Source organism: Prochlorococcus sp. RS04 (assembly GCF_001989455.1).
GTDB lineage: Bacteria > Cyanobacteriota > Cyanobacteriia > PCC-6307 > Cyanobiaceae > Prochlorococcus_A.
The window spans coordinates 1,115,157-1,141,828 of record NZ_CP018346.1 but is presented as its reverse complement, the minus strand read 5'-3'; the positions used below and the strand labels follow the sequence as shown (position 1 = coordinate 1,141,828).

Sequence of the window (26,672 nt, the reverse complement as noted above, 5' to 3'; positions counted from 1 at the left end):
GAGGGATAAACCCCTCTTTTTTTAATGATTAATAGATTTATTGATGAAAAGATAATGACTCTTCTTATTTCTCTTTTCAGCTGATGAATATTTCCCCGCACCTATTAATTGATGCTGTGATATTAAGCGCTGCCCTTACGATAACTTTGGTATTAAGAGCAAAAGGTAATGCTGCCAGAAAAGAAAAAGAAAATAAATGATTACTAAAGAAGAAGAAAAAGAATTTAAAAAACCTAAATTATATAGATTTTGGAACTTTCTTATTTATGGAAGTTCAATAGCTATTGGAGTTTTCTTAGTTTATTTATATTCTGCTTATGTCTTTATAAATAAATGACTTACATGTACGGCATAGCGATTACTTATGGGGTTGTGAGTCTTTTATTGCTTGGTGGGTTTGCATACTTTACTTTTAAAATGAAACGCTAATTTTTATGTCCTCTTCAATGAAAGATTTCTTAGATAAATTTTTGATTTATGTAGAGAATATCAACAAGAAATTCGACCTCAGAAGATGGCTGAGATTTTAAGAGAATATGCAGATAGATTAGATGAATGTTAGATACTGGCAAACCTGAGAAATATTAAGAGAATATAATCTCTAAGCAAAATTTATACAAATTTTTTTAAAGTTAGAATAAATTTTTTGAAGATATTTTCCTTGCAATCATTTATAATTTGAGATTTTTTTTTGATCCTTAATCCGTACAATTTTGTTCCTCTTACCGCACACATACAACTTGAAATTTACCATTCAAATGAATTAGAACATAGTTGTAGTAAAGGGGTAAGTCTTATGGCACTAAATGACACATTTACTATCCAAGAAATTAATTTGGATAAAAAAAATCTTTCATATGACAATAAACCAAAAGAAATTGAAGCTTACTGGAATAACGAATGTGCAGAACATCCTAGTAACAACCATTGCAAGATTTTTTGTGATTAAAACTTTAACTTTTAGGTATTCTTACGCTTGATTTTTACATAATACCCGTACTAGAGAATAATCAGATAGAAAGGAGGCCAAGCAAATGACTAATTTAGGTATAGAAATTTTATTTTGGACAATTTTAATTTCTTATCTGGGATTAAGGTTTTCTCAAACTTGGAATGGATTTAAAAAACAGTATTAATTAGGAGAATAGAAAATGAAACTACAAACTCAGTTCACGGTTCCAAAAAAAGAATTAAAAGATCTTGATTATTTTAAGAAAGTAGATTTCTTAAAAGAAACTTTAAACAAAGAATGTATAGATTATCCAAATCATGAAGATTGCTTGGTTTGTTGCAATTAGAAATCAAAAAATAGCTGTTTTTTAAAAGTAAATAAATTTTTATTTATATTTATAAATTTTCTAAAAGGGAGTTAGCACTATGGAATTAAGATTCTTCCCAATAAATATTTTTAGAGAGACTCCAAAAGTCACATTCTTTGATGCAAGCATAGATAGTTCTAATGGTTCTGATGTTGTGATCCATTCTGGGGAAGCTATATCTCCTCCAGATGATTTAAAAGATGAGCAGTATTACGTTCACAATCATCAAATTGACCACAATTTAGTTATCACTGGAGAAAGGAAATTTGTTTTAATAAATCCTTCCTGGGATGAACCTCATCATGTGATTTATTTAAATAGATCTATGGGAGCATTAGAAATTCCTGTAGGAACTTATCACAGATCTATCTCAGGGAAAGAAGGTAGTATTGTTTTAAACCAACCCAAGAGAGATAAATTTTTTGATCCTTCTAAAGAATTTACCCCTCAAAAGTTAGACAAAATTAATTTAATTAAGGCAAGAAAAAGTCCGCCTGTTTATTGGATTTACGAAAATAACAAAATCAAAAGAGTCTATTTAAATCCTCTAGAAAGAAAAGTTAAAACTCTTGTTTGAAATGAAAAGAAATATATCCACTATTAATAATTTAAAAAACCTGAATTTAATTATTAATTCTGATACTTATAAATTGGCTCACGAAGATATTGGTTTACTTAGCCGAAATGAAATGCGTGGAGTCAGAATGCTTCTTGAAATTACTAAACCAGATTTAATCCTTGAAGAAAATAAAATTCTTTCAACAATAATCATTTTTGGAGGCGCAAGCATTACAGAAGAAGCAAATATAAAAAAGAGACTTGAAAATATAGAAGAGTTGCTTAAAAAAAATCCTAAATCGATCCTTTTAAAACGAAATTTAAATAGATTAGAAAATTTGCTTCTTATGAGTCATTACTATCAATCCGCAAGGGAGTTTTCTAAACTTGCTTCAATTAGTAATCAAAATAAAAACTGTAATTCTCATGTGATTGTGACAGGTGGGGGGCCAGGAATTATGGAAGCTGCTAATAGAGGTGCATTTGAAGCAAATTGTAAATCTATAGGGTTAAATATCAGTCTGCCTAATGAACAAATCCCAAATGCTTTTATAACTCCCGGTCTTTGCTTTAAGTTTAATTATTTTGCATTAAGAAAGATCCATTTTGTAATGCGATCTGTAGCCGCTGTATTTTTCCCTGGAGGTTTTGGAACACTAGATGAATTATTTGAACTATTGACACTTTGTCAAACAGGAATGAAAAATAAAATCCCAATCATACTTTTTGGTAGAGATTATTGGAATAAGATAATTAACTTCGAATATCTAGCTGATCTTGGATTAATTTCAGATGAAAACTTAAATCTTTTCCAATATGCAGATACCGCATCAGAAGCATGGGAAATTATCAAATCATCAAAAATCTCAGCTTAAAGTTAAGCTAATTATTTTTAAATAACTTTTAATTACTTAATTTATAATTTGTTTTAACAGTTTTTATTATTGAATCTTGTGGTTCTTCACTTGGGAAACAATTAATAATCCTATATTTGCCTCCTTTTTTATCAGTCTCAACAACTGTAAATTCAACGTATTTACCAATTCCATCTCTTAAATCCTTAACTTCAGTATTAATTATCTCTTCTTTATCATTTTCGATAATACGAGATTTACCTCCGCAACTTAACAAAGCGTTCCCCTTAGTAAGAAAAAAATCTTTGTCATTACTGCAAGAAGATAAGAAAGATAAAGAGACTATTATTAGTATAAAATTTTTCATAATCAACTTTTTTGTACTTAACTACATTATCAATAAAGCATATTAAATATATAGTCAAATCCCTACCAAATTAAAAATTTAATTAATAATATTTGTGAACTAAATAGTAATTATTTTAGAAAGAAATGCCTGATGCATTTAGAAAATCTTTATAAATATTTTGCCAGTGTAAAATCCTTTGTTCAAGTCTATTAGGCGGACCAAGTTTAAAATTTTCGAGATAAGACTTATGAACTGATTCGACAATAACTTTATCTTCTCCAAGAAATTCTAATATACTTTTTTTCCAATTTTCTAAATCATTTTTACATAAAGAAGCAGAGGCTAATTTAATTTCAATAATACACTGACCAATATTTTTAGGAAGATAATTTATTAAAACAATCCCTTTACCAGGCCAGATTATTAGATGGGTCCATGGGAGTAATCCAAAGGTATATAGATTTCCTTCACTACTAAGAGGGGTAACAAGTACATTACAAAATTCACTGAAGAAATACCTGTAGTTTTTAATTGGACCTTGTTCTTTATGTAGGGTATCTTTATGAGCTATTGCTACATGATAATCGTCCAGTGTATTGTCATGGGCAATTTTCCAATTGCAATTTAAGGTATCAGAAAATTCAGAAAAAATACTGTAATTCATATCCCATTGATCATTACATTTTCTCCCAACAAGCTCAATTTGATCATCTATAGATATTGGTTTGTTGCTGAAATTAATCCAAATTAAAGGTCCATTTATTAAAGAGTTAACTTTTTCTAAAAAATAATCCTCTGTTTCTATTTTTGATTCAAAATTGTACTTTAATGGCAAGGTTTTTAGTTTGCCAAAACTATCAAAAGTCCAGCCATGGTAAGGACAAAAAATATTTTTAGAAGGATTTAATTTTGTTTTTGGCAAACACAATTTTGACCCACGATGAGGGCATCTATTTTTGAAAACAGTTATTAAGTTTTTTTCTGAACAAGAGATTAATAATGATTGATTAAAGAATTTTTTTTCCAATATTTCGCCAGGTTTAATTTCTCCTATAAAAATCAATGGGTGCCAATAATTTTTTGAATAGTTTTCTAATTCAAGTTCAAAAATTTTTTGTTCGCTATAAAGCCAAGTAGGCAAAAAACTAGTTGACATTATTTATTTTTTTTGGAGGCCTCTTAAAAAATCAGATAACTCATATCTTAATTTTGCAAAATCCGAATCAAGTTTCAATTTATCTAAATCTCCTTTTTGTAGATCTACCTTAACTTCTTTTATGATTCTTCCAGGATTAGGGGCCAAAATACATATTTGCTGAGAGAGAGCTAATGCTTCTTCAATATCATGGGTTATAAGTAAAACTGTCAATGAAGTTTTTTTCCATAATTCATAGAGAAATTTCTGCATAGATTCTCTTATCTGTAAATCTAAGGCTCCAAAAGGTTCATCTAAAAGTAAAATTTTAGGGTTAGTCGCTAGAGCTCTTGCTATTGCAACCCTTTGTTGCATTCCTCCAGATAATTCTTTTGGATACTTATTTCCCGAATCCTGAAGACCTACTACTTCTAATAAATAAGATGTCCTATATTTTATTTCTTTCAACTTATAAGAATTTAAATTCATTCCAAAGGCAATATTCTCAGATGCTGTGAGCCAAGGGAAAAGACTATATTTCTGAAAAACCATTCCTCTATCCAATCCTGGTCCACTAACTATTTTCCCATCTACTTTTACGTTCCCTTTAGATGGACTCTCAAGCCCAGCAATAATCCTCAATATAGTACTTTTACCTGATCCAGAGCTCCCAACAAGAGTTTTAAATTCGCCAGAACTTATTGAAAAGCTTATTCCCTCAATTGCCTTTTTTCTATTTGAGCCTTCCCCAAAATATTTTGAAATATTATTAACATCTAATTTCATTTAAACAGCCCATTTACATGTACGTCTAAGTAGCAATCTAAAACTCATATCCAAAGCAAATCCTATTAATCCAAGCACTATTAATTCTGCAAATATTTGATCTGTGCGAAAAAATCTTTGAGCCAGTTGAATCCTTTTACCTAAACCAACTTCTGCTGCAATTAACTCGGCAACGATTACTAAATTCCATGAAGTTGCAATATTAATTCTTAAAGTATCTATAATACTTGGCAATGAATATCTGGCTATAACTCTGATCAATAAATCTTTTGTATTACCTCCTAAAGTAAGCGTTGTTTCAATGAGTTCTTTGGGTACAAATTTTACTGAATCCATAACCATCAAAACATTAAAGTAAACGGTACCAATGAAAATTAATGCAATTTTTGGAGCCTCTTCAATTCCTAAATAAATAATAAGTAAAGGAGAAAAAGCAGCGGCAGGCATATACCTAAGCATCGCAATTAATGGTTCACATAATGCACAAAAAGAAGGGAAAGAACCCATTAAAATTCCTAAAGGAATTGAAAAAATTGTTGCAATTATAAAACCAGCAAATACCCTACCAGTACTTGCAAAAATATCTTCAAATAATATTCCACTTTCAGCCATTTCCAAAAGAGAATAAAAGACCGCTAAAGGTGATGGTAAAAACATTTCACTTACAAGTTTTAATTGACAAACTAATGTCCAAATTAAAAGTGGAAGCAAAAGTGAGGCTATTTGAAGAAATATTTTATTTAATTTTTTCGGTTCACTACCAAATGAAAAGAGGGATAAAAAATATTTATCCCTCTTGATTAATTTCGAACTAACCATTTTAATTTTGTATTGATTAACTGATGTTTTTAACGAACGAAGAGTCAAATAATTTACTCATATCTGGTTTTTCAGGAATAAATCCTACCTTTACCATAAAGTCTGCCATTTGTTTCGCTGCATAAGGCATATATTTCATACCGAACCCATCACTAAAAGCTTCTAAATTTTCTTCCAAAGAAAAGAACCTAGTTCCACCTTTATATTGTTTGTATTCGCGTGTTGGGATCCCAGCTCGCTTTGCCATGATCTTTTCAGATTTTCTTGGATTTTTTTCCATGAATTCTCTTACATCCCACCATGTTTTAACAATTTTTTGAACATCATCTGGTCTTTCAGAAATCAAATCTCCGCTTACTGCTAATAAATCAGGGATTGCACCAGGATATTCTTTTGAACTAGCAATAACTCTTGCTCCAGGCCTCTTCATTGCAGTTCCTGTAAATGGAGGGAATGCACCAACTGCATCAACTTTTCCTGCTGCGAATGCAGTTGCAGCCTGATCAGTTGGAAGACCTTTAATAATGACATCATCCCTAGTTAATCCAACATCATTCAGAGCTAAAACAAGTAAAAAATCATCTACAACACCTTCTTCTACTGCTACTGTTTTACCTTTTAAATCAGCAACACTTTTAATTGATTTATCTGCAATTATTTGGTCATTCCCTGCAGAATTATCATTAACTAAAACAACTACTTCCCCTCCATTCTCTCCTGGCAAGAACGAAATAGTATCATTAAGAGTCTGTGAATTTCCATCAATTTTACCAGCAGCAAAAGTTTCCATGGATTGGACATATCCATCAAACCATTTCATCTGAACATTAACTCCATTTTTTTCAAACATTTTTTGATCAACAGCTATAGCCCATGGCCACCATCCTGCCCAGTTACTGTATCCCAAAGTGATTGGATCACCTTTTGGAGCTGCAGGACTTGATAGTGTACTTAATGAAATCGCTAATATTAGAGCCAGCAAAGAGGCAAAGAAAATTCTCAATTTTTTAAACATTTTTGAAAAAAAAATATTACGTATTATCAATACTCAAGAAAAAGCAAATCTAAAGTTGTAATGACTGATACTTTTAAGAGATTACTCTTACTTAATCAATATTAATTATTTTTAAATTTCAGAATCTTTTTACTAATCCAATCTTGCCATAAATCGAATCCAAACTTGGTTATCGAAGAAATTTCTATCACATCTGCCTTAGGGTTAGTTGAAGCTATGTTCGATTTTAATTCGTTAATATCAAAATTCAAATGGGGTAACAAATCAACTTTAGTTATCAAAATTAAATCTGCTTCTCTAAACATTATTGGATATTTTAAAGGTTTATCCTCACCTTCGGTAATACTTAAAAGAGCAACCTTAAAATGTTCTCCAATCTCAAATTCTGCAGGACAAACTAAATTTCCTACATTTTCCACTAACAAAATATCTAGTAAATCAGGATTTATTTTTTTTTCTAATAATTTCAAACCTCCACTAACCATATTTGCATCGAGATGACATGCTCTTCCAGTTGTAATTGGCACTACTGGAATATTTAATTTTTCTAATCTTGCCGCATCAAGATTAGTGGTCATATCACCCTCTAAAACAGCACTGTGAAATTTTTTTGAAAGATCTTCTAAAGTTATTTCAAGTAATCTCGTTTTTCCTGCACCAGGACTACTCATGATGTTCAAGCAAAGCAAATTATAATTATTAAACTTGATTTTATTTTTCTCAGCTTGATGACTATTTTGATGAAGAATATTTAATTCAATTTTGTCTGAAATTGGTAAATGCATTTATATTTGAAAATACGTCTTTATTCTAGATACTAAATTTCTACTTTTCTTTAAAATCAATAGATGCGATTTTTAATTCCCTCCCACTAATAATTTCCTCTAAATTAAAATTACAACATGGCGATTTATATCCATTCTCTTTCTTTGGAAAATATAATCTATTGCATTTAGAGCATTTCCCTTCAAAAGGTATTGTCTCAATTGTAATCTCAGAGGAATCTAACCAAGAACCCAATACTGCAGCATTAAAAGTATTAATTAATGATATTGGTTCTACACAAGTAAATTCCCCAATCTTAAGATTAATCTTTTCAACAACTATTTTTTTTTTATTTTTTTTCTCTGCCCACTCTTCCATGGAAAGAATAAGGCATTTTGTCATATCTACTTCATGCACGAAAATCTATCTCCATTTTTGATCAACTGACATATTGCATTTATCTGAAATCCATTCTGGTTTAGATTTTCTTGGAAGCTGACCACTTACTACGAGATGTGCAATTGAATCACAAATAACTCTAGTAGCTAATAAAGCTGTCATATCGCTTACATCATATGGAGGCGAAACCTCAACAAGCTCAATTCCACATACATTAACTTTTCTGATAATGTACTCCAAAAGTTTTAATGCCTCTCGAGGTAATAAACCCCCAGGTTCAGGCCAACCAGTTCCAGGGACAAATCCAGCATCTATACAATCAATATCAAAAGAAATATATACACAGTCAGTTCCATCCGTAGCTTTTTCAATCGCAAAATCAGCGGCCTCTTTTAATCCCATTTCACAAATATCAGTAACTGTTAAAACATTTGTACTTCTTTCCCTGCAAATTTTCACTCCTTCTCTTGGTACTTGCCAACCTCCAATTCCTAATTGAACAAGATTTTTTGCAGGTGCATTTTTCATATTAGTTGCATGAAACCATGGACAGGTATGCATTCTTTCATCTAAATCTGTTTCTTGAGTATCTACATGTCTATCAAAATGAATGATCCCTACTTTTTTATCTCCTAAGTGGCGACAAACTCCTCTAACTGTAGGAAAACCTATTGAATGATCTCCACCTAAAATAATTGGAAATGCACCGCTAGCAAAAATATGAGCAACACCCTTTGAAATTTGATCAAAACTTTTTTCATTATTAGCTGGAATTGTAAAAATATCTCCTACATCACATATAGATATCTGCTCTCTCAGATCCACTCCCATTTCGTAATTGTAAGGAGTATAAAGAGCAGAAATTTTTCTTATTCCTTGAGGTCCGAATCTTGTCCCTGGTCTATAAGTAGTTCCAGAATCATGTGGAACACCAACGATCGCAACATCATAATTTCCCACTTCATTTACATTTTCAACATATGGAGCTTTCATGAAAGTATTGATACCTGCAAAATGGGGTAATTCTCCTCTTGAAAATGTAGATATATTTCTATCGACAATACTTTTTGCTCCTTCTAAACCATATTCCTTTGCTCGGGCAACCTCAGTTTCCCATCCTTTCAAAGGTAATTTTGATTCTTTTTCTAAAGCATCCATTCCTTCACTGGGATGCTTCCTTATAAAGTCTTGATTTTTAGATGATTCAGTAGTCACAAATTTAAAATTCTTTTTACACTTATTTCAATATTGTCAATAAAAATAAAAATGAACCATAAACTTGCTTTAAAAGATTCTCATTTAAACATTGTTAAATAACTTTTCGCAAAAATAAAATAAATTACTTTATTAAAAAAACCAGCCGGCTTAATTACAAAAGTATTTCAAATATTTAATAACGGAATAAATGATAGAAGAAATAATTAGTTAAAAGTATTAGATATTTTATTTTTCATATTTTCAATTTTATTGATTAATTCATCTAACCATTCTGTATTATTTTGCTCTTGTCTTTTATGGCTTTGACTTTTTTGAGTACTCATAAATTTCTTATATTTAGATTATCCATTTAATATATCTTTTGAAATTACAGGAATCAATAAGCAATATTACCAAATCGGTTGATAAGACAAGCTTTAGTAGCATTTCATACAAACCTAACCTACACAAATTAACTAAGAAAATCTAAATCTCTTCATTTAAGTATTTTCTACGATGTTTTTATTTTAAATTCTGATTTGAATAAGGAAAGGGTATAGATATTCCTATGGAAAAATCATTTCTAAATTTCATTTATTGGATCTTGGTAAAGTCAGCTGAAAGTTACTACGGAGATTCATTAAAAACAGAAGTACCCTATACACCTTATTTTTAATTTTTGTGGACTTTAACTTTTAATAATAGATCTCTAGTTTGAGATCTATTATTTTGGAATTAATTTATCAAAAAACACAATATGGGTTACTTATAGATTCTCTACAAAATATTCTTTTAAGTTGAATTTCTTTTAGTGATTGTGAATAAATTTTAGCGGTAAGGATCGCTCCAAAATTAACTAAAATTATAATTAGAAGAAGTAGCTCAATTGCGAGGTTGGTCATAAGATTACCCTCCTTAAATCTATATAAAAACTCTATAAGGTCAAAATAGTTTTTGAATAGAGTTTAAATTCCTATTTTTGGCCATCGAGATTCTCTGGTAATAATCTAGGTTCACAATTTTCGACGCATTCTTCTAAAGACTTTTCAGTATTACTCTTAATTTCGCAACTACGAAGACAATCATAAAAGGCATACTTTGGATCTAATTCATTTTTGAATTGTTTATTTCTAAATGTATTCATGATCAAACTCCCTTTGATTTTTTTTCAAGTTGATTAATTAATTTATCCAACCAAAGAGTGTTGTTGATCTTTTTTGTGTCTTTAAAGTATTTCGTTTTGAACGTACTCATGTAATTATCCCTCAATCAGTTGGTCCAACATAGAGGTGCTTATTGAAATTTCCTAGAGCAAAAATACTGATTGTGAATATAGTGAAATATTTAAAACTGATTAATTTATAGTTTATATTTTAGGTATTACAACTCTTGATTCTTGTGTATAACTCATACTAAATAATTTCTAAAAAGAAGGTTAATTATGACTTACGGAAATCTAATTAAAAATAAAATTCAACATGCATTTGGTGGTTTGTTTGATACGTTATCAATTAAGAGAAAACTAACTGATGCTCAAATGGAATGTATGCAATTCGGTATTTGCGATTATGCTCCAAGACAAGTTGAGGATGTTCCCTTTTTTCATTATTAATTTGAATCCATTTTAAAGTAAGGGTAATTAGCTCCTCCTCACCCAATCAGGAGATCCACTAAACCAATCAGCAAGATCATCATTTTTGGGATCAAAATGATTTTCAGTTTCTAAGCCATCAAGGCCTAGATTCTGGATGAGTCCATTTATTCCATCTGATTTTTGCTTGCCATATCTCCTCAAGCTATTAGCTTTCTTAAGCCATGTCCATATAGTTGAATTATGTTTTGCAAGCTTTTCTACATAAATTCTTTCTTCCAATGCTACAGGTTCATCTAATGAAATCCTCTTTACAATATCCTTAATTTTTAAACGAGTCTTGTTAGTTAAAAACATATTCATAAAAGAAGTTAATGATTTATAAAAGTTTTTTTTATGAATGTCTTGTCAATCTTTATTTCAAGAAAAAGTATTTTTTAGAGGCTTTTCGAGGACAAATATATGTATTTAGCAACAGGTACACTTATTTGGTAAAAAAGACTACTTAATTTGATTTATATAACTTATATAAAAATGAGTTCCATATAAGTTTCTCTACTTAATTTAAGATTTAATTTATAAAAACGAATAAGGAAATTTTACATTTACAATCAAGCTAAACTAAGAGGAACATAACCCTCTTTTTTTCTGGCAAAAACTTTTTATTTAATCACTAATGAAAGGTCAATGGACAAAAGTTTATAGTGGTGATTTACCTCTTAGATCTTGGTGGGTAGATTCAGGTAGTGACTGTAAATATATATCTATAGTTTTACCAGAGGTGTTTGGGATTAATCACTGGATAAGAAGTTTTTCTGAAAAATTAGCCAAACAAAATGTAACTGTATTAGCCTTACCTCTTTACGGTAGAACAGCTCCAAAATTAGATTTATCATACAGCGAAGCAGACTTAAAATTAGGCAGGCATCATAAAAATTTAACCACTTCAAAAAATATTATTAAAGATATTTCTGCAGCTATGAATTGGGTTAAAGAAAAATATCCAAAAAAGAAAATCTCAATTATTGGATTTTGTTTTGGGGGTCATGCAGCAGTTATAGCTTCTTTTTTAAAAGGAATAGATAGTACATTTTGTTTTTATGGAGCAGGGATAACTGCGCCAAGAAAGGATACTAATTTTGCACCTATTGATTTACTAGAAAAAGTTTCTGGAAAATTAAACTTCATATGTGGTTCTTCAGATGATTTAATTCCCGTACAAGATAGATTAGAAATTAAAAAAAGATTTAAAAAAATAGATCCGTTAGAAGAAAGATTTATTTATGTCGAAGTTAAAGAGGCTGATCATGGCTTTATGTGTGAGGAAAGAGAATCTTTCCATAAGGATGCATCATTAATTGGTTGGAATTTATTGATGAAAGAATTAAATTATTAAAATTCTTGAGAATAATTTTGATTAGTGTCTGCACTAATCATTTATTAAAATTCAATACCTTCATGAAAAAACTTTTAAAAAATGGCTTCAGATTAAATAACTTCAAAAGTCAAATCAATTACTGCCAAAAATGAAAAAAATAAATACTATGAGTCTAAATAATTTTTTAGAAATTCAAATTCATGATGAAAAATTTATTCATAGCATTTGCTGTTGCATTAATGCTTATCAACCCTAGTATTTCTATAGCTGCAGAATCTCCCGTTGATGTACAAGAAGTCTTTGTAGGTTCTGAAACTATGGATGGAGATGCTCTTAAATACCCAAAAGGAAAAGCAGAAATAAGATTACAAAGAGTCGAGTTGGCTGAAGGAGGAATAGTTCCACTCCACTCTCATCCAATTCCATTATTAGGCAATGTTGAGCAAGGTACGATTGTTGTCAAAAGAGAGGGGATGGAAGATCTTACCTATACAGCAGGGGATACTTTTATAGTTGGCCCAAAGACACCAAAACATACAATGGGTAATGCAAAAACTGATAACGCAATAGTTTGGTTCGCAGCAATTGGAGCAAAAGATGTTCCAATTTTAATTCCCGCTGAAGGATAAATTTTAATCTTAAATCAATTTTTTTGATTTACATTCAAACTAAAATGAGGAGCAGTTAGCTCCTTTTTTTATTAGTGCACTTATTTTCTTTATTGCAGGCAAAGATGATTTTGGAAGAACCGAAGATAAATTAATTATTAAGGAAAAGGTTAAAGAAGAGGAAAAAATTAAGCCAGCTGTAGGAGTCAAAAAACAATCATAATAAAAAAACAAATTAACTAAAGCACTTATGATTTATGGTTTTGCCTATCTAGGGATGGTTCTTGCTATTAGTGCAGGATGGATTTTCCTTGCAGTCTTAAAAAAACCTGATTTTATTGAAAAGCCACTAAGTGAACTAAAAAATAAAATAAGACCTTTCCTAAATCCAAAAGAAGATCAGTGAAATTTGTTCTAATTTCATTTTTAATTGGATTTATCATCAAAATAAATCTTATAAATGCTCTGCCTATATTTGGAGAAATATATACTGAGAAAAAAATATCCAATAATCATTTAGCCAAAAAATATTGTGATTCTTTAGAACAAAATCTATTTAAAGGTCTTGATAAAGAATCAACCTTAAAATACGAATATTTCTTCTCATCTATTCCTGATAATTACATAAAAGACGAGAATAAATTTTTAGAAATTTTCAAATCTGATTTTAAATCAATCTGTTCATATGATTTCTCGAAAGCTAATGAAAAAGAATTTAAATCTTTTTTAAACAATTATTTTAAAACCAGAAGTAATACTCCAAAAACTAAAGTTGAAGCAATAAATCCTACCCCAATTAATCCTGCAATAATTCCAGTATTAAGATAAACCTTTACCGTAGCTAATTCTTTTCCTTCTTTTTTAGTCATAATTTTTTTACCTGAATAAGCACATCCAAGTTACCAATGAGAACATCAATAGAGCAAGGCTAAGAATACTTTTACTATTAGCTTTACCTTTTTTGTCAGTGGATTTAAAAAGGGATTAGTGCCATAAAAATCAATAAAACAGAATTATTTCATGTTTTTTTGATTTATCAAGAAATTTTTATACGCAAATAAGTTATAAAAACAATTTTATTAAAAGAATTAATTACCCCATACCACCCATCACTTTCCTAAATAGATAATTTGATGGATAATTAACCTAGAATTGAACATTTTTAGTATTCTGTTCATTCACCATTCACACATTGTAGTTTTCTTCTAAAGTATTGATATGACTGAAATTAATTACTGGCTAATGAAACATGTACCAGTTTAATATAACAGGGTTTTTAAGCATTTTATAGACCCCATACCAGCAACATACCAGCAAATAGAGTATATTTCTTTTAGATATTTTTTAACTAGTGCCAAAGATTGCAGAGAAACAAACTGTCCTTAATGGGAGAGGTTCTGTAGTCCGATTTGCATCTGGAACTTCTGTAGGAAATTATGTCTATCGAGAATGGGATAACAGCATTAGGAACTATAGAACTAAGCACATTCTGGAAGCTAAATCTTTAGAGGAGGCAATCGCTATGGCTCCTCAAATAGCTATTGAATTAGCACAAGACTTAGCAAACAAACCTAGAAACCCAATAAATATCGATCCGTTAAACCTCATAGCTAGAGAAGAGAAGCTGCAAAGAGATAAAGAAAAATTATTTAGAGCTGAGCAGAAAAAGGATAGTCCAAAGATGACTATTGAAAAAGCTATGGACGATTGGTTAAAACAACAACTTAAAAGAGTTGACGCAGGAGCATTCTCCATAAATAGTTATGAACATAAAAAGAATTGTTCGAAGAAAATAAGAGGTTATTTAAACTGGAAGAAAATAACAATGACCTCTCAAATAAATGAGACTAGTTTTGATGATTACTGTATTTATCGTTTAAAAGATACTGACAAAAGGATATTGATTCAAAGAGAACTTTCAATACTAGGAGAATTTATCAAAAGCTACTTAGTTAAATACAAATACATACCTGCTCGGCTTTGGTTAGATGGGCAGTTCCTTCCGAAGATTGAAGTTAGACAATCAGATAGAGATGCTAACCCTGCAATTAATTCTGAAGATTGGGACACAATCATCAACCATGTACGTAACATATGGAGAAAAGAAGCATATGAGAACAAAAAGCTACCCTCATCTAATCAATTTAGAGGAGAGGTAAAAGTAGTAGACAGAAAAACTACTAAAAGGAGTATCTGGTTTAGAAATATGTTTTGGCATTGGATATTAGTAGCAAAGAATAGCGGCATGTCTCCTGAAGAAATCTGCAAACTCAAATGGAAGAATGTAGAAATTGTTGACGTTGGAAGAGTTTCAAACACCAAAGCTCAAGAAGAATGGGAGCAAATCATGGGAGAAGCCCAAGCCGATGGAATAGATCTAGAGTTAGAGGCTCCAGAATTTAAAGCCCCCTCCGAATGGGCACCAAAAGGGACTGAGTGGGGTAGAGAAGAAAGGCTTATCTCATACATAACAACAATGAGAGCAAAGACCCAAGACTACAGAGAGATACCCTGTAACTTAGGTCATGTATTCAAGAGATGGAGAGATTTCATAAAGAGTCAAACCGATCAACCAATCAAAGGAGATGACTATGTTTTTGCTCAGTTATACAACGAAATGAAGCAACCAAACCAAAGAAAAATTGGTCAACATTGGAGATGGATATGTGACTACTTAATGTCTTCTGGGAAGTTAAAAGGACATAAGTTTTCCGAAAGACCATACACTTTATATTCAATGCGCTCAACATTTATCGAGAATCATATCTTGAGAGGTACTGATGCTTATTTATTAGCTCGAATATGTGGTAACTCTGTAGCCACAATCATGCAGACTTACGAAAGAATAGATATTAGAAGAAGAACAAAAGAATTAACTGATATTGAATTTGGATCAAAGAGAGGTAACCCAGAGACAATTAGTTTGTTTGATGAATAAGATTTCACACTCATATTTTGCTCTCACCAAGTGATTAAAGAAAAATATATATGTGTGCATTTTTCAGGACTCTTCCACACAATAAATTTAATAAGGGAATTCAGGTTAAACTTTAAAAACATCTAAGATTTCAACGGATATATGTATGAAGAAGCCTTCAAAAATATAGATGATGTCTTTTGGAAAGATGCTGGTTGCAGCAGTGAACTTGATTATATAGAGCAAACTAGTTGGATCCTATTTCTCAAATATCTAGATGATTATGAAGAGGAGAAAGAAACAGCAGCAATTTTAAATGGAGAAACTTACGAAAGAATTATTGATAAAGAATTTAGATGGAAAGAGTGGGCTTATCCAAAGACTTTTGATGGGAAACTTAATTACGATATTGCATTAACAGGAAATGACTTACTTGAGTTTGTTAATAAAGAGCTTTTCCCACATCTCGCTGGATTTAAACAAAGCGCAGAAAATCCAAGAAGTATTGACTACAAAATTGGCGAAATATTTTCTGAGTTAAGAAATAAATTGCAAAGTGGTTATTCGCTTAGAGATGTAATTAATAAAGTTAATGATCTGAAATTCCTTAGTAATAAAGAAAAGCTTGAATTGAGCAGTTTATATGAAGATAAGATCAAAAACATGGGTAATGCAGGACGCAATGGTGGTGAATATTACACACCGCGCCCACTTATAAAAAGCATAGTAAAAGTTATAAATCCTCAGATAGGTGAGACAGTTTATGACGGTGCTGTTGGAAGTGCAGGATTTTTATGTGAAGCCTTTGATTGGATGAGTACAAGTAAGGAATTGAATGCAGCAGAATTTCAGCAACTACAAAATAATACTTTCTTTGGAAAAGAGAAGAAAAGTCTAGCTTATGTAATTGGAATTATGAATATGATTCTTCATGGAGTAGAAGCACCCAATATTGTTCATAAAAATACTCTGGCTGAGAATCTTGCTGATGTTCAGGAAAAAGAAAGGGTGGATGTAATCCTTGCCAACCCTCCTTTCGGGGGGAAAGAACGTTCAGAAATACAACAAAATTTTCCTATTAAAACTTCAGAAACTGCTTACTTATTTTTGCAGCACTTTATAAAAATGATGAAGCCTGGTGGAAGATGCGGAGTAGTTATTAAAAACACCTTCCTAAGTAATGGTGACAATGCAAGCATTGCACTTCGCAAACAACTTCTTGAAGAGTGCAATCTTTTTGCTGTATTAGATTTACCACAGGGATCTTTTATTGGCACTGGTGTAAAGACAGTAGTACTTTTCTTCGAGAAAGGTAAACCTACTGAACAAATTTGGTGTTACCAACTTGATGTTGGCAGAAGTATGGGTAAAACTAATCCTTTAAATGAAGATGATTTAATAGATTTTGTTAAAAAGTTTAAGACTAAAGAAGAAGCTAAAAATAGCTGGATGGTGGATATTGAAAAAATTAATTCAAAGACTTGGGACTTAACTTTAAAGAATCCCAATATTGAAGAAAAAATCGATAATAGATCTCCACAAGAAATTATCGATGAAATTAAAATACTTGACTTGCAAGCAGATAAGGCTCTACAAAAAATTAAGGAATTATTGTGATGTGGAAGACATTAAAGCTTGAAGAAATTGTTGATATTTCAATTGGGAAGACTCCTTCCCGAGGGAATCCAAAATTTTGGGATAAGGGTAAAACCACAAAAAACATATGGGTATCAATTGCAGATTTGACATCCTCTAAAGGATTATTTATTGACGATAGTAAAGAATACATAAGTGATGAAGGGGCAAAGCTTTTCAAATCAGTACCTTCAGAAACATTAATAATGAGTTTCAAACTATCAATAGGTAAATTGGCGATAACTAAATGTAAATTAAGAACTAATGAGGCAATAGCTGCATTGCGAATAAAAGAAGAAAATTTAGTTACAAACAAATATCTATTTTATTTCCTTTCCTCCATTAATTGGGTAGCTCTTGCAGGTAGAGATATCAAAGTTAAAGGCATGACCTTAAATAAGGCTAAGTTAAAAGAAATTCCAATTTCGTTTCCCCCAATTGAAAAACAAAAAATTATAGTAGCAAAACTTGATGATACTTTTGCTGAGATTGATAATTTAGTTCTTTCAAATTCTGATCAAATTAAAAATGCTCAGCTTTTAAACAAATTAACTCTAAACTCAAAAATTAAAGATTTGCCCTCTTCTTCATACCAGAAAATTGGAGATGTGTGTTCTCTCGTAAGAGGACCATTTGGAGGAAGTTTAAAAAAGTCTATTTTCGTAGAGAAAGGGTTTGCAATTTATGAACAAGCTCATCCAATAAATAATCAATGTGAACTCTTTAGATATTTTATCAATAAAGATAAATTTGAAGAGATGAGAAGATTCGAAGTTAAGCCTGGAGATATACTGATGAGTTGTTCTGGAACTTTAGGGAAGACAACTGTTGTTCCTTCAACTGCCCCTAGAGGGATAATTAATCAAGCCTTACTGAAAATTACTCCATCAGATTTAATTTTAAGTGAATATTTACAGATAATTATGGAGAGTGATTTCTTTCAAAAACTTATCTGGGATATTTCTGGCGGAGCGGCTCAGACTAACGTACCTGCAGTTAAAATCTTGAAAAATATAGCTATTCCAATACCAACAATTCGAGAACAAGAGATTTTTATCAACTGGAAAGAAACTTTAGATGAATTAAAGTTAGCTAAGCTTTACCAACAAAAACGAAACCTGTTTTTCAATTTAAAAGAAGCCATACTCTTAAATGCAATGCGATTTTAATCTTCATGAATGAAGCCGATACCAGAGCTGAACTTATTGATCCAAAGCTTTTAGAAGCTGGATGGAAAACTGATAGTGCAATGTGTGTTCGTGTACGTCGTGAATATCAAATCAATGATGGAGAAATAAGAGCTGGTGGTATTCGTACTGGAAAATTAATTGCTGATTATATTCTTGAATATAAGAATATAAAACTTGCTGTAATAGAAGCTAAGAGTGATGAACTAGAAGTTGGTGAAGGAGTAGCTCAAGCAAAACTTTATGCACAAAAACTAAGAATTAAAAATAGTTATGCAACTAATGGGAAAGAAATTTATGAAATAAATCAAGAGTCAAAAACTGAAGGAATAGTATCTTCCTTTCCCTCACCAGAAGAACTTTGGAACAGAACTTTTAAAGAAACTAACGAGTGGACTGATCGATTTAATGCAATACCTTTTGAGGACAATAATGGAACAATGCAAGCTCGCTATTATCAGGAACTTGCAGTTAATCGTGTAGTTCATGCGATTGCAAATAATAAAGATAGAGTTTTACTAACCCTTGCTACTGGAACTGGAAAAACATTTATTGCTTTTCAGATTGCATGGAAATTATTTAAAAGCAGATGGACTGTACAAAGAAATGCTAATCGTCAACCTCGTATCCTTTTTCTAGCTGATAGAAATATTCTTGCTAATCAAGCATTCTTAGATTTTGGAGCTTTTGAAGAAGATGCATTAGTGCGTATAAATCCAAAAGATATTGCAAAGAATAAAGAGGTCCCAAAAAACGGAAGTATTTTCTTTACTATTTTTCAGACCTTCATGAGTGGAGAAAAAGATGAACCTTATTTTGGTCAATATGAAAAAGATTTCTTTGATTTAGTCATTATTGATGAGTGTCATCGAGGTGGTGCTAATGACGAAAGTAGTTGGCGCGATATTTTAAAGCATTTTTCAAGTGCAGTTCATTTAGGTCTTACTGCTACTCCAAAGAGAAATAATAATGCAGATACTTATAAATATTTTGGTGATCCCGTATTTGTTTACAGCCTTAAAGAAGGTATTAAAGATGGATTTTTAACTCCCTTCAAAGTAAAAAGAATTCAAACCACTATCGATGAATATCAATATACAAATGATGATGAAATTCTTGAAGGAGAAGTGGAAGAAGATCGTATTTATGAAGAACAAGATTTTAATCGTTCGATTGTAATTGAAGAACGAGAAAGAAAGCGGGTACAAGAATTACTTTCTGTGATAAATCATGATGAAAAAACACTAGTTTTCTGTGCGACTCAACCGCACGCTGGATTAATTAGAAATCTTATAAATCAGGAATCTAACAATAAACCAGTTGATTATTGTGTACGTGTTACAGCTAAAGATGCTGCCATTGGAGAAACATATTTAAAACAATTTCAAGATAATGAAAAATTAATTCCTACAATTCTCACCACCAGCAGAAAACTTAGTACGGGAGTAAATGCACGAAATGTAAGGAATGTAGTTTTGCTTCGTCCAGTAAATAATATGATCGAGTTTAAACAAATAATTGGAAGAGGTACAAGGTTATTTGAAGGGAAATATTATTTCACAATCATCGACTTTGTTAATGCATATAAGTTGTTTAATGATCCAGAGTGGGATGGTGAACCGATAGAACCAGACCCCCCTGTGAAGAGGACAAAAAAAGATGATGGTGATGATAAAGGGAAAGATGATGGTGGTAATGATAGTGGTGATGATCATGAAGATACACCAAAAAAAGTTCGTATAAAGTTGAGTGATGGTAAATTCAGAGAAATTCAAAGTATGAAAAGTACATACTTTTATCTAGATGGAAAACCTGTTAGTCCAGAAGAATTCCTCAAGAATTTATTTGAAAAATTAAAACTCCCAGACTTATTCAAAAGTGAATTTGAATTACGTACTTTATGGGCGAATCCACTAACTAGAAAAGAGTTATTAGAAAAGCTTGAAAAAGAAGGTTGTCATATAGATGATTTAAAGAAATTACAAGAACTAATTAATGCAAAAAATAGCGATATTTTTGATGTCCTCGAATACATTGCTTATTCAAAAAAACCTATCCCTAGGAAATTAAGGGTAGAAACTAATAAATCTAAGATATTGAATTTATTAAATGAAAATGAAAGAGAATTTGTTGAATATATTTTAAGAAATTATATTGATGTAGGTGAAGATGAACTCGACGTAAGCAAATTAAGTACCGTAATAAGAGCAAAATATGGAAGCATAAGTGCCGCCCAGGAAAAGCTAGGAACTGCTCAAAATATTCAAAAAACTTTCATTGATTTTCAGCAATATCTTTATCAAGAAATTAGAGTATAAAATAATTTTTTTATCAAATTATTGTTTAGCTAATATAAGAATATGGAATTATTTACTAGAGAAAATATTGGAAACTATACGAGTGATCCCTATGCAAAAAATGACTATAAATATTCAAAAGAAATGCAAGAAATAAGAAAAGAATTGCGTAAATTAGATAAAAAAACTAAGGCACAAGGAGGAGTAGTTGATTGGAATTATATGTTGAATGACATGATGTAATTATGAAGTGTAACCCAATACCAGAAAGAGAAGATTGGTTTATTTGTGATAGAAAACCAATTATTTGTCCCAGATGCGGCAAGAAAGAAGTTAGACCTTCAATGTTTGGTATGCCAAGTCCTGAAGTTTGGGAAAGTGGTAAATGGCATATTGCAGGTTGTATGCCAGATTTTCCAGAGCATAGAACTTGGGGTTGTCGTAATTGTGATGCTGCATTTTGGAAAGATACAAAACATAATCTTGGACGTTTACATGGTGTAGTTCATCGAGATAAAGAAGGAAAATTAAGGCTTGGTTATCCTGAATCAATACCTCAAGAAGAAATACCTTTTTAACGATTTACAATCGATCTAACATTAATACAGAGATAATCTCTAATCGATTGATATCACTACCGAGTAAACGATGGCGTGCTTAAAAGGGGAAGAGAAGAATACAAAATATACAACATTCTCTTTATTAATATCCTCTTAATGGATATTTATTAAGCATCTCCACCAACTCTTTAACAAGAGGTATAAGTGATATTGATGATATTGATGATATTAGTATTATTAGTTGGAAAAGGGAGAGGAGAGAGAGATAGGAAAAAAATAAAATAAATCTTTCTTGAGGTTTGTAAATGTAGTTCGCAAAGATTTACCCCCCTTACACCCCATCGAAAACCACTCATAGATAACTAACAATTAACAATTAAAAGATGAACAGAACACAACAAATAAAAGAAGCTCATCCTTGGCTTTCTTTTGAAGACATATTCAAGGTTCTTCTTTATCACCATCAGGGTGCAATATGGATAAAGAACCTCGAGAGAGATTACCTTGAAAGGTCTATGGAAGCGTTCTCAAAGATCGTTAAATCTAAGAGCAGAAAAGACATTGAACCCTTTGTAAAGTACGTTCTAGAGGTGTACTACAACGGCGTAGATCAGTATGGCAATCAGATAGAAGAATCAAGTAGAGAAGACTCTTTCGAGCGGAGATGGAATAGGGCGAGAGCTATCCTTTTGAAGAGCAAATAAACTTGTTGACTCTTACCCTTATCAGTTGCTATAAATATTAGTACACTTGTACTATATAGCAATGGAGGACTGGCAGGAATGGGATTATCTAGAGGACGAAATATTAGTAAGAAAACGACGGAAGATTTGTATTACTTGCAATCACTTCAGGTACAGCACGACAAGTTCTTGTGTCACCATCCTTACTTGTCCGTTTCATCAAAAGCTTATTCCTCAAGGAGATCATCTAATTAAGGGATGTAGATACTGGAGAGAGAACAGCAGAATATTTGCTCCAGAAGCTGCTTAAGCGTCAGGTTCGCAGTTCCTTAGAGAGAGCATTTAACCTAGTCTACGACTGGGTTTTAGATGCCTAGCTGGTATAGATTTGACAATCTGCTGGTATAAAAGACTCTCTCATTCCCTGAAAAGCATTGTAAATACTAAGTTTATTGATTTCACCTCGAAATAATAAAAAAGTCTGTCTCTAGCGATCTGTTTCTATATTTTTTCTAAACTTTCTTCGACTAACTATCTTCGATAAACTAAACAAAAAGCTTTGGATTTAGCTGACTTTCGAAAAAGTTAACAAAATGCCATACCAGCACCATACCAGCAGCCCTATTTCCCGCAAACTATAAACTATGACTGAACCTAACTACTGGCTAATGAAAAGTGAGCCTGATGCTTACAGCATAGATACTTTAAAAAATGACGGTGTAACTTTATGGGATGGAATAAGAAATTATCAGGCTCGAAATTTTATGAGAAAAATGAATAAAGGAGATAAAATTTTTTTCTATCATTCGAATTGTAAACCCCCAGGTATTGTGGGACTTATGGAGGTAATAGATCTAAATATTGTTGATCCTACTCAATTTGATCAAGATTCAAAATATTTTGATCCAAAATCGAAACCTGATAATCCGAGATGGGATTGTGTAAAAGTAGAATATAAATTTAAATCAGATAAGATTTTAAGTTTACCTGAATTAAAGATTTTATTTGATGAGGATGAGTTATTAGTCGTAAAAAAAGGAAATAGGTTATCTATATTACCTGTCAGAAATGATATTGCAAAAATACTACTAGAAAAAATTTAAAAAATTTTTAATCCTTAAAATTCATTGAAAACATATTGCCAATATAAAGTCTCGTTAAATCCCTATTTTGAAATCCTTTTTGCATCAAAAATCCTGCTATGGCAGCTTGTAGTATTCTGTATTGATCCCAGTTAGGATGATCCTCAACGAATTCTTTCATAGCCTTTTGAAGATTTTCTTGAAGTTCACATTTGAAACTTATTACATCATCTTTATGATTTAATGCTTTCGAATTTTCATCGTAATTTAATTCTTGCATATTGAAAAAAACTTTATTGGAATTTAAATCTACAAAATGTAGTTTTCTCCAAAATTACTGAATCGTCAACAAGCATTATTAAGAGACAGTCTCAGGCTATAGAATAATGAGAATTTAGTTATAAATAGGGGAGTCATGGAAATCAATTTTGTAAATTTAAATCTTACTTAAATATAAAGATTTATATAAAATCAGAAGTTTTCCACATGCTTTAGATCATCAGATATTTTTTATAAAAATACTGTGGAAAAGTTGTGAAAAATTTTTTTTGAAAGGGGAAATTTTTTCTAAAATTTCCAATTTTATTTATCTTTTAATCCATTGATTCCCACATGTTTTTTATTTCATAAAATAAATTTTGTGCTATTGGTATCGGCCAATACATTTCGAAGGATCTAGTTTGGTCTTGACTTTCAAAAACAAACCTTAAACTCCATTCATTTTTTTTCCCCTCTAAGTGAATAAACCAAGGTAATTGTTCTAATTCTAAAGTAATAGATTCTTCATCCATTAGTTCATCTTTGATAACTAATAGTTGTTCATTAATTCTTAAGAGTAGAAGATACAGTGAATTGAATTCACTTTTTTGTAACTCGATTGACCAATTATTTACACCAATCAAAAAGCAAAATTTGCCTTTTTTAAAATCTTTAAGTAATCTCCAATTTTTTTGGTCTTTTACCAAAATTAGCCTGGGAGTAAATCTGGTTGATCTTGCTCATCACTAAGTTCAATGATTGACCTTTGAACGGGTTTAATAGTTGATTCTTCTAATAAGCCATCAAAATCATCAAAACGTCTTTGTTTTGCTCTGAAAGCAATTTTCACTGTAGTTAAATATCTATTAGTTGATTTTCTTATCAAGCTCTCACCTCTCTTTGCAAGATCATTAGAATCAACCCCTGCATTGTTAGATATGTTCATTAAAAATTTTTTTTACTATACAATGTATTTTACAATTTATTCGACCATTTCAAAACATAAATTACAAAAAGAACTTAATTGATTAAATAATTTTATATGGAAGAAAGTTTATCTGGAACACTTGCTATAGATTTAGGGAACACTAATACTGTCGTTGCATTTCAAGATCAAAAAGATATAAATTCTGTTTTAGTTGAAATACCGAATATTACATCATCTCCGGGTGTTATTCCTTCAGCAGTTTGGTTTGAGGAACCTTCAAAGATTACAAAAATTGGTGTTAGTGCTCTAAAGATGAGGGATGACTCAAATTCTGATTTATTTTTTCATTCGAATTTTAAAAGATTAATTGGAAATTCTATTGAAAAAATTAACCAAAAAAATATTTTAAACCCTAATGAATGTGGCGAAAAATTTTTTCAAATTTTGTGGGCAAACATTCCGCACAAGTATGAGATCAAAAGACTTGTTTTAACTGCTCCCATTGATACATATAAGGGATACAGAGAATGGTTAGTTAACCTTTGCGAGGAAATATCTGTAGATGAAATAGCCCTTGTTGATGAGCCTACTGCGGCAAGTTTAGGAATAAATGTACCCTTTGGCTCAAAAATTATGACATTAGATATTGGAGGAAGTACAGTCGATATGAATATAGTCAAAATAGAGGGAGGAGAAGGAAAATCTGGTCCAATAGCTGAACTATTAAAATTTAAAGGTAATGATGTAAGCTCAATTTCAAAACAAAAAATAAGGTGTGCTGAAATAATTGGCAAAACAGGTTCAAAAATTGGTGGGAAAGATATTGATCAATGGATAGTTGATTATTTTATTCCAGGTAGTAATTATATTAATAATCTTTCTAAGGCAGAAAAAATAAAATGTAAACTCAGCTCATCTGTAATCAAATATGAAAATAAATATCCAATTAAATTATTTACTGAAAAAAATAACGAAAGTGAATTTTATCTTAGTAAAGAAATATTTGAGAAAATACTCATTGAAAATAATTTCCTTAATCACCTTAACTCTTTACTAAAAGATTTATTAAATCAAGCAAGAGGTAAATTTTGCACAGTTGAAGACTTAAATGCAATAGTCTTGGTTGGTGGAGGAACTCAAATACCACTAATTAAAGAATGGATAACAAAAAAAATTCCAAAAATTCAAATAAAGTCGCCACCCCCTATTGAATCAATAGCTTTGGGAGCTTTAGCAATGACCCCGGGAGTAAAAATTAAAGACATATTAAACAAAGGGTTATCTATAAGATTATTTAATAAAAGAGAGCAAAAACACTTTTGGCATCCTATTTTTTGCAAAGGACAAACATGGCCAACAGAAACACCCTTTAAACTGATACTTCAAGCCAGTAAAAACAATCAAAAAATATTCGAAATAATAATTGGAGAGTCACAAAAAGAAAGAACATATGATGTCATTTTTGAAAATGGATTACCTAAGTTATCAGAGATTCAAAATGAAGAAGAAATTATAAAATGGGACAAAAAACCACTCAAAATAGTTTTAAAAAATAAATCTAATATTGGAGAAGATACTTTAAAACTTTTTTTTAAAATTACGAAAAATGCTGATTTATTGGTTAAGTGTTTTGATGTTAAAGATGAATTTTTTGGAGAATATAATTTAGGAAATATCTTCTGAAGGATAGCTATTCAAGAAAAACTCCTTCTTCATTATCAACATTATTTAAACGTAAACGAATACTTTCTATTTTACTAGTTGGCACTTTTTTACCACAAAAATCTGGCTGAATGGGTAATTCTCTATGACCTCTATCTACCATTACTAATAACATCACCCTTTGAGGTCTGCCCCATGAATATAAAGCATCCATTGCAGCTCTAATTGTTCTACCTGTGTAAATTACATCATCTATTAAAAGAATTTCTTTTTTCTCAATAGGAGTTGGAATATCAGCAGCTTGTATTGGGCGAGTTCCAACTCTATTTTGGTCATCTCTATAAAAAGTTGGATCAATTGTTCCTTTTCTAACTCTTAAACCTGTTCTAGAGAATAATTCCTTTTCTAGCACTTCGGTAAGAGCAATTCCTCTTGTTGGGATACCAATCAATAGAAGGTTATCCAGTTTTTTTACTTTTTCGATAATTTCGCAAGTTAAACGCGAAATAGTTTTTCTAAGTTCAACTTCAGTAAGTATTACAATCTTTTTTGACTTCTTGGACATGATTTATCAAGAAATAAAATTAATCTTATATTTTCATAAATTAGCAAAAGCTAACTATGTTAAATATAAATTGTTAAAGAGTAACGTTTGAAGCTAGATTTAAGGTTGGATCAGTTAACAATGAA

35 protein-coding genes are annotated in these 26,672 nt (G+C 30.9%); 20 read left to right on the top strand and 15 right to left on the bottom strand.

What is annotated here, in order from left to right; all coding sequences use genetic code 11:
- The first annotated feature begins 196 nt into the window (after positions 1–196).
- The 5 genes from BS621_RS09475 to BS621_RS06305 all read left to right on the top strand — a co-directional run bounded on the left by BS621_RS09475 (position 197) and on the right by BS621_RS06305 (position 2,752).
- Positions 197–337 carry a hypothetical protein gene (locus BS621_RS09475; protein ID WP_002806251.1) on the top strand — a complete coding sequence of 47 codons (141 nt, stop codon included), beginning with the start codon at positions 197–199 and terminating at the stop codon, positions 335–337.
- Positions 338–691: 354 nt separating this feature from the next.
- Positions 692–949 carry a hypothetical protein gene (locus tag BS621_RS06315; protein ID WP_077142210.1) on the top strand — a complete coding sequence of 86 codons (258 nt, stop codon included), beginning with the start codon at positions 692–694 and terminating at the stop codon, positions 947–949.
- 202 nt (positions 950–1,151) lie between these two features.
- On the top strand, positions 1,152–1,298 hold the full coding sequence (locus tag BS621_RS09470; protein ID WP_198025648.1) for a hypothetical protein: 147 nt from the start codon (positions 1,152–1,154) through the stop codon (positions 1,296–1,298).
- Between the two features lie 79 nt (positions 1,299–1,377).
- Positions 1,378–1,896 carry a hemagglutinin gene (locus tag BS621_RS06310; RefSeq protein ID WP_077142209.1) on the top strand — a complete coding sequence of 173 codons (519 nt, stop codon included), beginning with the start codon at positions 1,378–1,380 and terminating at the stop codon, positions 1,894–1,896.
- Position 1,897: 1 nt separating this feature from the next.
- Positions 1,898–2,752, top strand: a complete 855-nt coding sequence (locus BS621_RS06305) for an LOG family protein (protein ID WP_077142208.1) — start codon at positions 1,898–1,900, stop codon at positions 2,750–2,752.
- Positions 2,753–2,780: 28 nt separating this feature from the next.
- Here BS621_RS06305 and BS621_RS06300 read toward each other — a convergent pair whose 3' ends face one another.
- From BS621_RS06300 to BS621_RS09465, 10 genes are all read right to left on the bottom strand, one after another.
- Positions 2,781–3,098 (bottom strand): hypothetical protein, encoded by a 318-nt coding sequence (locus BS621_RS06300; protein ID WP_025940904.1) that lies wholly within the window; start codon positions 3,096–3,098, stop codon positions 2,781–2,783.
- Between the two features lie 115 nt (positions 3,099–3,213).
- Complete coding sequence (locus tag BS621_RS06295) at positions 3,214–4,236, bottom strand: aromatic ring-hydroxylating oxygenase subunit alpha (protein WP_077142207.1); 1,023 nt, start codon at positions 4,234–4,236, stop codon at positions 3,214–3,216.
- 3 nt (positions 4,237–4,239) lie between these two features.
- Positions 4,240–5,001, bottom strand: coding sequence for an ABC transporter ATP-binding protein (locus BS621_RS06290; RefSeq protein ID WP_077142206.1), 762 nt, complete (start codon positions 4,999–5,001; stop codon positions 4,240–4,242).
- Entirely contained in the window at positions 5,002–5,820 is an 819-nt protein-coding gene (locus BS621_RS06285) for an ABC transporter permease (protein WP_083703284.1), read from the bottom strand.
- Between the two features lie 16 nt (positions 5,821–5,836).
- On the bottom strand, positions 5,837–6,835 hold the full coding sequence (locus BS621_RS06280; RefSeq protein WP_077142205.1) for an ABC transporter substrate-binding protein: 999 nt from the start codon (positions 6,833–6,835) through the stop codon (positions 5,837–5,839).
- 101 nt (positions 6,836–6,936) lie between these two features.
- Positions 6,937–7,620: a hydrogenase nickel incorporation protein HypB gene (hypB, locus tag BS621_RS06275; RefSeq protein ID WP_077142204.1), complete on the bottom strand. Its 684-nt coding sequence runs from the start codon at positions 7,618–7,620 to the stop codon at positions 6,937–6,939.
- 40 nt (positions 7,621–7,660) lie between these two features.
- Positions 7,661–8,017, bottom strand: coding sequence for a hydrogenase maturation nickel metallochaperone HypA/HybF (locus BS621_RS06270; protein ID WP_025972507.1), 357 nt, complete (start codon positions 8,015–8,017; stop codon positions 7,661–7,663).
- Positions 8,018–8,023: 6 nt separating this feature from the next.
- On the bottom strand, positions 8,024–9,157 hold the full coding sequence (gene speB, locus BS621_RS06265; protein WP_079337231.1) for an agmatinase: 1,134 nt from the start codon (positions 9,155–9,157) through the stop codon (positions 8,024–8,026).
- Positions 9,158–9,939: 782 nt separating this feature from the next.
- Complete coding sequence (locus BS621_RS09675; protein WP_156860742.1) at positions 9,940–10,098, bottom strand: hypothetical protein; 159 nt, start codon at positions 10,096–10,098, stop codon at positions 9,940–9,942.
- Between the two features lie 71 nt (positions 10,099–10,169).
- Positions 10,170–10,340 (bottom strand): hypothetical protein, encoded by a 171-nt coding sequence (locus BS621_RS09465; RefSeq protein WP_198025649.1) that lies wholly within the window; start codon positions 10,338–10,340, stop codon positions 10,170–10,172.
- Between the two features lie 297 nt (positions 10,341–10,637).
- Between BS621_RS09465 and BS621_RS09460 the strand changes: the two genes are divergently transcribed.
- Complete coding sequence (locus BS621_RS09460) at positions 10,638–10,808, top strand: hypothetical protein (protein ID WP_198025650.1); 171 nt, start codon at positions 10,638–10,640, stop codon at positions 10,806–10,808.
- A gap of 27 nt (positions 10,809–10,835) precedes the next feature.
- Here the strand turns inward: BS621_RS09460 and BS621_RS06260 are convergent, their stop codons facing one another.
- A complete protein-coding gene (locus tag BS621_RS06260) occupies positions 10,836–11,144 on the bottom strand; it encodes a hypothetical protein (RefSeq protein ID WP_025882229.1) in 309 nt (102 codons plus the stop codon).
- 319 nt (positions 11,145–11,463) lie between these two features.
- Between BS621_RS06260 and BS621_RS06255 the strand changes: the two genes are divergently transcribed.
- The 13 genes from BS621_RS06255 (at position 11,464) to BS621_RS06200 (ending at position 23,155) form a co-directional block, all read left to right on the top strand.
- On the top strand, positions 11,464–12,183 hold the full coding sequence (locus BS621_RS06255) for a dienelactone hydrolase family protein (protein WP_077142203.1): 720 nt from the start codon (positions 11,464–11,466) through the stop codon (positions 12,181–12,183).
- A gap of 182 nt (positions 12,184–12,365) precedes the next feature.
- A complete protein-coding gene (locus BS621_RS06250) occupies positions 12,366–12,794 on the top strand; it encodes a cupin domain-containing protein (RefSeq protein WP_077142202.1) in 429 nt (142 codons plus the stop codon).
- 229 nt (positions 12,795–13,023) lie between these two features.
- The gene (locus BS621_RS09455; RefSeq protein ID WP_198025651.1) at positions 13,024–13,179 is read left to right on the top strand and encodes a hypothetical protein; all 156 of its coding nucleotides are present in this window, start codon (positions 13,024–13,026) and stop codon (positions 13,177–13,179) included.
- The gene (locus tag BS621_RS06245; RefSeq protein ID WP_077142201.1) at positions 13,176–13,601 is read left to right on the top strand and encodes a hypothetical protein; all 426 of its coding nucleotides are present in this window, start codon (positions 13,176–13,178) and stop codon (positions 13,599–13,601) included. The genes BS621_RS09455 and BS621_RS06245 overlap by 4 nt, the downstream gene beginning before the upstream one ends.
- Before the next feature lie 523 nt (positions 13,602–14,124).
- On the top strand, positions 14,125–15,711 hold the full coding sequence (locus BS621_RS06240) for a hypothetical protein (RefSeq protein WP_077142200.1): 1,587 nt from the start codon (positions 14,125–14,127) through the stop codon (positions 15,709–15,711).
- A gap of 141 nt (positions 15,712–15,852) precedes the next feature.
- Complete coding sequence (locus BS621_RS06235; protein ID WP_077142199.1) at positions 15,853–17,307, top strand: class I SAM-dependent DNA methyltransferase; 1,455 nt, start codon at positions 15,853–15,855, stop codon at positions 17,305–17,307.
- Entirely contained in the window at positions 17,307–18,494 is a 1,188-nt protein-coding gene (locus tag BS621_RS06230; protein ID WP_077142198.1) for a restriction endonuclease subunit S, read from the top strand. The genes BS621_RS06235 and BS621_RS06230 overlap by 1 nt, the downstream gene beginning before the upstream one ends.
- Before the next feature lie 5 nt (positions 18,495–18,499).
- Positions 18,500–20,830, top strand: coding sequence for an EcoAI/FtnUII family type I restriction enzme subunit R (gene hsdR / locus BS621_RS06225; RefSeq protein WP_077142197.1), 2,331 nt, complete (start codon positions 18,500–18,502; stop codon positions 20,828–20,830).
- A gap of 42 nt (positions 20,831–20,872) precedes the next feature.
- Positions 20,873–21,052, top strand: coding sequence for a hypothetical protein (locus BS621_RS06220; RefSeq protein WP_077142196.1), 180 nt, complete (start codon positions 20,873–20,875; stop codon positions 21,050–21,052).
- Between the two features lie 2 nt (positions 21,053–21,054).
- Positions 21,055–21,387, top strand: coding sequence for a hypothetical protein (locus tag BS621_RS06215; protein ID WP_225866690.1), 333 nt, complete (start codon positions 21,055–21,057; stop codon positions 21,385–21,387).
- 365 nt (positions 21,388–21,752) lie between these two features.
- Positions 21,753–22,073, top strand: a complete 321-nt coding sequence (locus BS621_RS06210; protein WP_077142195.1) for a hypothetical protein — start codon at positions 21,753–21,755, stop codon at positions 22,071–22,073.
- A 61-nt stretch (positions 22,074–22,134) separates the two neighbouring features.
- Positions 22,135–22,362, top strand: a complete 228-nt coding sequence (locus BS621_RS06205) for a hypothetical protein (RefSeq protein ID WP_072014707.1) — start codon at positions 22,135–22,137, stop codon at positions 22,360–22,362.
- A gap of 334 nt (positions 22,363–22,696) precedes the next feature.
- Positions 22,697–23,155 (top strand): EVE domain-containing protein, encoded by a 459-nt coding sequence (locus BS621_RS06200; protein WP_077142194.1) that lies wholly within the window; start codon positions 22,697–22,699, stop codon positions 23,153–23,155.
- Positions 23,156–23,162: 7 nt separating this feature from the next.
- Here the strand turns inward: BS621_RS06200 and BS621_RS06195 are convergent, their stop codons facing one another.
- From BS621_RS06195 to BS621_RS06185, 3 genes are all read right to left on the bottom strand, one after another.
- Positions 23,163–23,414: a DUF2811 domain-containing protein gene (locus BS621_RS06195; protein WP_077142193.1), complete on the bottom strand. Its 252-nt coding sequence runs from the start codon at positions 23,412–23,414 to the stop codon at positions 23,163–23,165.
- A gap of 313 nt (positions 23,415–23,727) precedes the next feature.
- On the bottom strand, positions 23,728–24,099 hold the full coding sequence (locus BS621_RS06190) for a DUF1818 family protein (RefSeq protein WP_077142192.1): 372 nt from the start codon (positions 24,097–24,099) through the stop codon (positions 23,728–23,730).
- Positions 24,100–24,101: 2 nt separating this feature from the next.
- The gene (locus BS621_RS06185; protein ID WP_025894961.1) at positions 24,102–24,338 is read right to left on the bottom strand and encodes a DNA-directed RNA polymerase subunit omega; all 237 of its coding nucleotides are present in this window, start codon (positions 24,336–24,338) and stop codon (positions 24,102–24,104) included.
- A gap of 96 nt (positions 24,339–24,434) precedes the next feature.
- On the opposite strand from BS621_RS06185, the gene BS621_RS06180 reads away from it, so the two are divergent.
- A complete protein-coding gene (locus BS621_RS06180) occupies positions 24,435–26,003 on the top strand; it encodes an Hsp70 family protein (RefSeq protein ID WP_077142191.1) in 1,569 nt (522 codons plus the stop codon).
- Positions 26,004–26,010: 7 nt separating this feature from the next.
- Here the strand turns inward: BS621_RS06180 and pyrR are convergent, their stop codons facing one another.
- Positions 26,011–26,547 (bottom strand): bifunctional pyr operon transcriptional regulator/uracil phosphoribosyltransferase PyrR, encoded by a 537-nt coding sequence (pyrR, locus tag BS621_RS06175; RefSeq protein WP_077142190.1) that lies wholly within the window; start codon positions 26,545–26,547, stop codon positions 26,011–26,013.
- Positions 26,548–26,672: the final 125 nt, after the last annotated feature.

Excerpts from the sequence above, each read along its gene's own strand:
- BS621_RS09675 (WP_156860742.1), bottom strand. The coding sequence starts at position 10,098 with ATGACCAACCTCGCAATTGAGCTACTTCTTCTAATTATAATTTTAGTT.
- hsdR (WP_077142197.1), top strand. The coding sequence starts at position 18,500 with ATGAATGAAGCCGATACCAGAGCTGAACTTATTGATCCAAAGCTTTTA.
- BS621_RS06255 (WP_077142203.1), top strand. The coding sequence starts at position 11,464 with ATGAAAGGTCAATGGACAAAAGTTTATAGTGGTGATTTACCTCTTAGA.
- BS621_RS06280 (WP_077142205.1), bottom strand. The coding sequence starts at position 6,835 with ATGTTTAAAAAATTGAGAATTTTCTTTGCCTCTTTGCTGGCTCTAATA.
- BS621_RS06295 (WP_077142207.1), bottom strand. The coding sequence starts at position 4,236 with ATGTCAACTAGTTTTTTGCCTACTTGGCTTTATAGCGAACAAAAAATT.
- BS621_RS06250 (WP_077142202.1), top strand. The coding sequence starts at position 12,366 with ATGATGAAAAATTTATTCATAGCATTTGCTGTTGCATTAATGCTTATC.
- BS621_RS06260 (WP_025882229.1), bottom strand. The coding sequence starts at position 11,144 with ATGTTTTTAACTAACAAGACTCGTTTAAAAATTAAGGATATTGTAAAG.
- BS621_RS06195 (WP_077142193.1), bottom strand. The coding sequence starts at position 23,414 with ATGCAAGAATTAAATTACGATGAAAATTCGAAAGCATTAAATCATAAA.
- BS621_RS06185 (WP_025894961.1), bottom strand. The coding sequence starts at position 24,338 with ATGAACATATCTAACAATGCAGGGGTTGATTCTAATGATCTTGCAAAG.
- BS621_RS06220 (WP_077142196.1), top strand. The coding sequence starts at position 20,873 with ATGGAATTATTTACTAGAGAAAATATTGGAAACTATACGAGTGATCCC.
- BS621_RS06285 (WP_083703284.1), bottom strand. The coding sequence starts at position 5,820 with ATGGTTAGTTCGAAATTAATCAAGAGGGATAAATATTTTTTATCCCTC.
- BS621_RS06210 (WP_077142195.1), top strand. The coding sequence starts at position 21,753 with ATGAACAGAACACAACAAATAAAAGAAGCTCATCCTTGGCTTTCTTTT.
- BS621_RS06310 (WP_077142209.1), top strand. The coding sequence starts at position 1,378 with ATGGAATTAAGATTCTTCCCAATAAATATTTTTAGAGAGACTCCAAAA.
- hypB (WP_077142204.1), bottom strand. The coding sequence starts at position 7,620 with ATGCATTTACCAATTTCAGACAAAATTGAATTAAATATTCTTCATCAA.
- speB (WP_079337231.1), bottom strand. The coding sequence starts at position 9,157 with ATGGATGCTTTAGAAAAAGAATCAAAATTACCTTTGAAAGGATGGGAA.
- pyrR (WP_077142190.1), bottom strand. The coding sequence starts at position 26,547 with ATGTCCAAGAAGTCAAAAAAGATTGTAATACTTACTGAAGTTGAACTT.
- BS621_RS09465 (WP_198025649.1), bottom strand. The coding sequence starts at position 10,340 with ATGAATACATTTAGAAATAAACAATTCAAAAATGAATTAGATCCAAAG.
- BS621_RS09455 (WP_198025651.1), top strand. The coding sequence starts at position 13,024 with ATGATTTATGGTTTTGCCTATCTAGGGATGGTTCTTGCTATTAGTGCA.
- BS621_RS06235 (WP_077142199.1), top strand. The coding sequence starts at position 15,853 with ATGTATGAAGAAGCCTTCAAAAATATAGATGATGTCTTTTGGAAAGAT.
- BS621_RS06180 (WP_077142191.1), top strand. The coding sequence starts at position 24,435 with ATGGAAGAAAGTTTATCTGGAACACTTGCTATAGATTTAGGGAACACT.
- BS621_RS06200 (WP_077142194.1), top strand. The coding sequence starts at position 22,697 with ATGACTGAACCTAACTACTGGCTAATGAAAAGTGAGCCTGATGCTTAC.
- BS621_RS09470 (WP_198025648.1), top strand. The coding sequence starts at position 1,152 with ATGAAACTACAAACTCAGTTCACGGTTCCAAAAAAAGAATTAAAAGAT.
- BS621_RS09460 (WP_198025650.1), top strand. The coding sequence starts at position 10,638 with ATGACTTACGGAAATCTAATTAAAAATAAAATTCAACATGCATTTGGT.
- BS621_RS06300 (WP_025940904.1), bottom strand. The coding sequence starts at position 3,098 with ATGAAAAATTTTATACTAATAATAGTCTCTTTATCTTTCTTATCTTCT.
- BS621_RS06205 (WP_072014707.1), top strand. The coding sequence starts at position 22,135 with ATGGAGGACTGGCAGGAATGGGATTATCTAGAGGACGAAATATTAGTA.
- BS621_RS06215 (WP_225866690.1), top strand. The coding sequence starts at position 21,055 with ATGAAGTGTAACCCAATACCAGAAAGAGAAGATTGGTTTATTTGTGAT.
- BS621_RS06290 (WP_077142206.1), bottom strand. The coding sequence starts at position 5,001 with ATGAAATTAGATGTTAATAATATTTCAAAATATTTTGGGGAAGGCTCA.
- BS621_RS09475 (WP_002806251.1), top strand. The coding sequence starts at position 197 with ATGATTACTAAAGAAGAAGAAAAAGAATTTAAAAAACCTAAATTATAT.
- BS621_RS06230 (WP_077142198.1), top strand. The coding sequence starts at position 17,307 with ATGTGGAAGACATTAAAGCTTGAAGAAATTGTTGATATTTCAATTGGG.
- BS621_RS06305 (WP_077142208.1), top strand. The coding sequence starts at position 1,898 with ATGAAAAGAAATATATCCACTATTAATAATTTAAAAAACCTGAATTTA.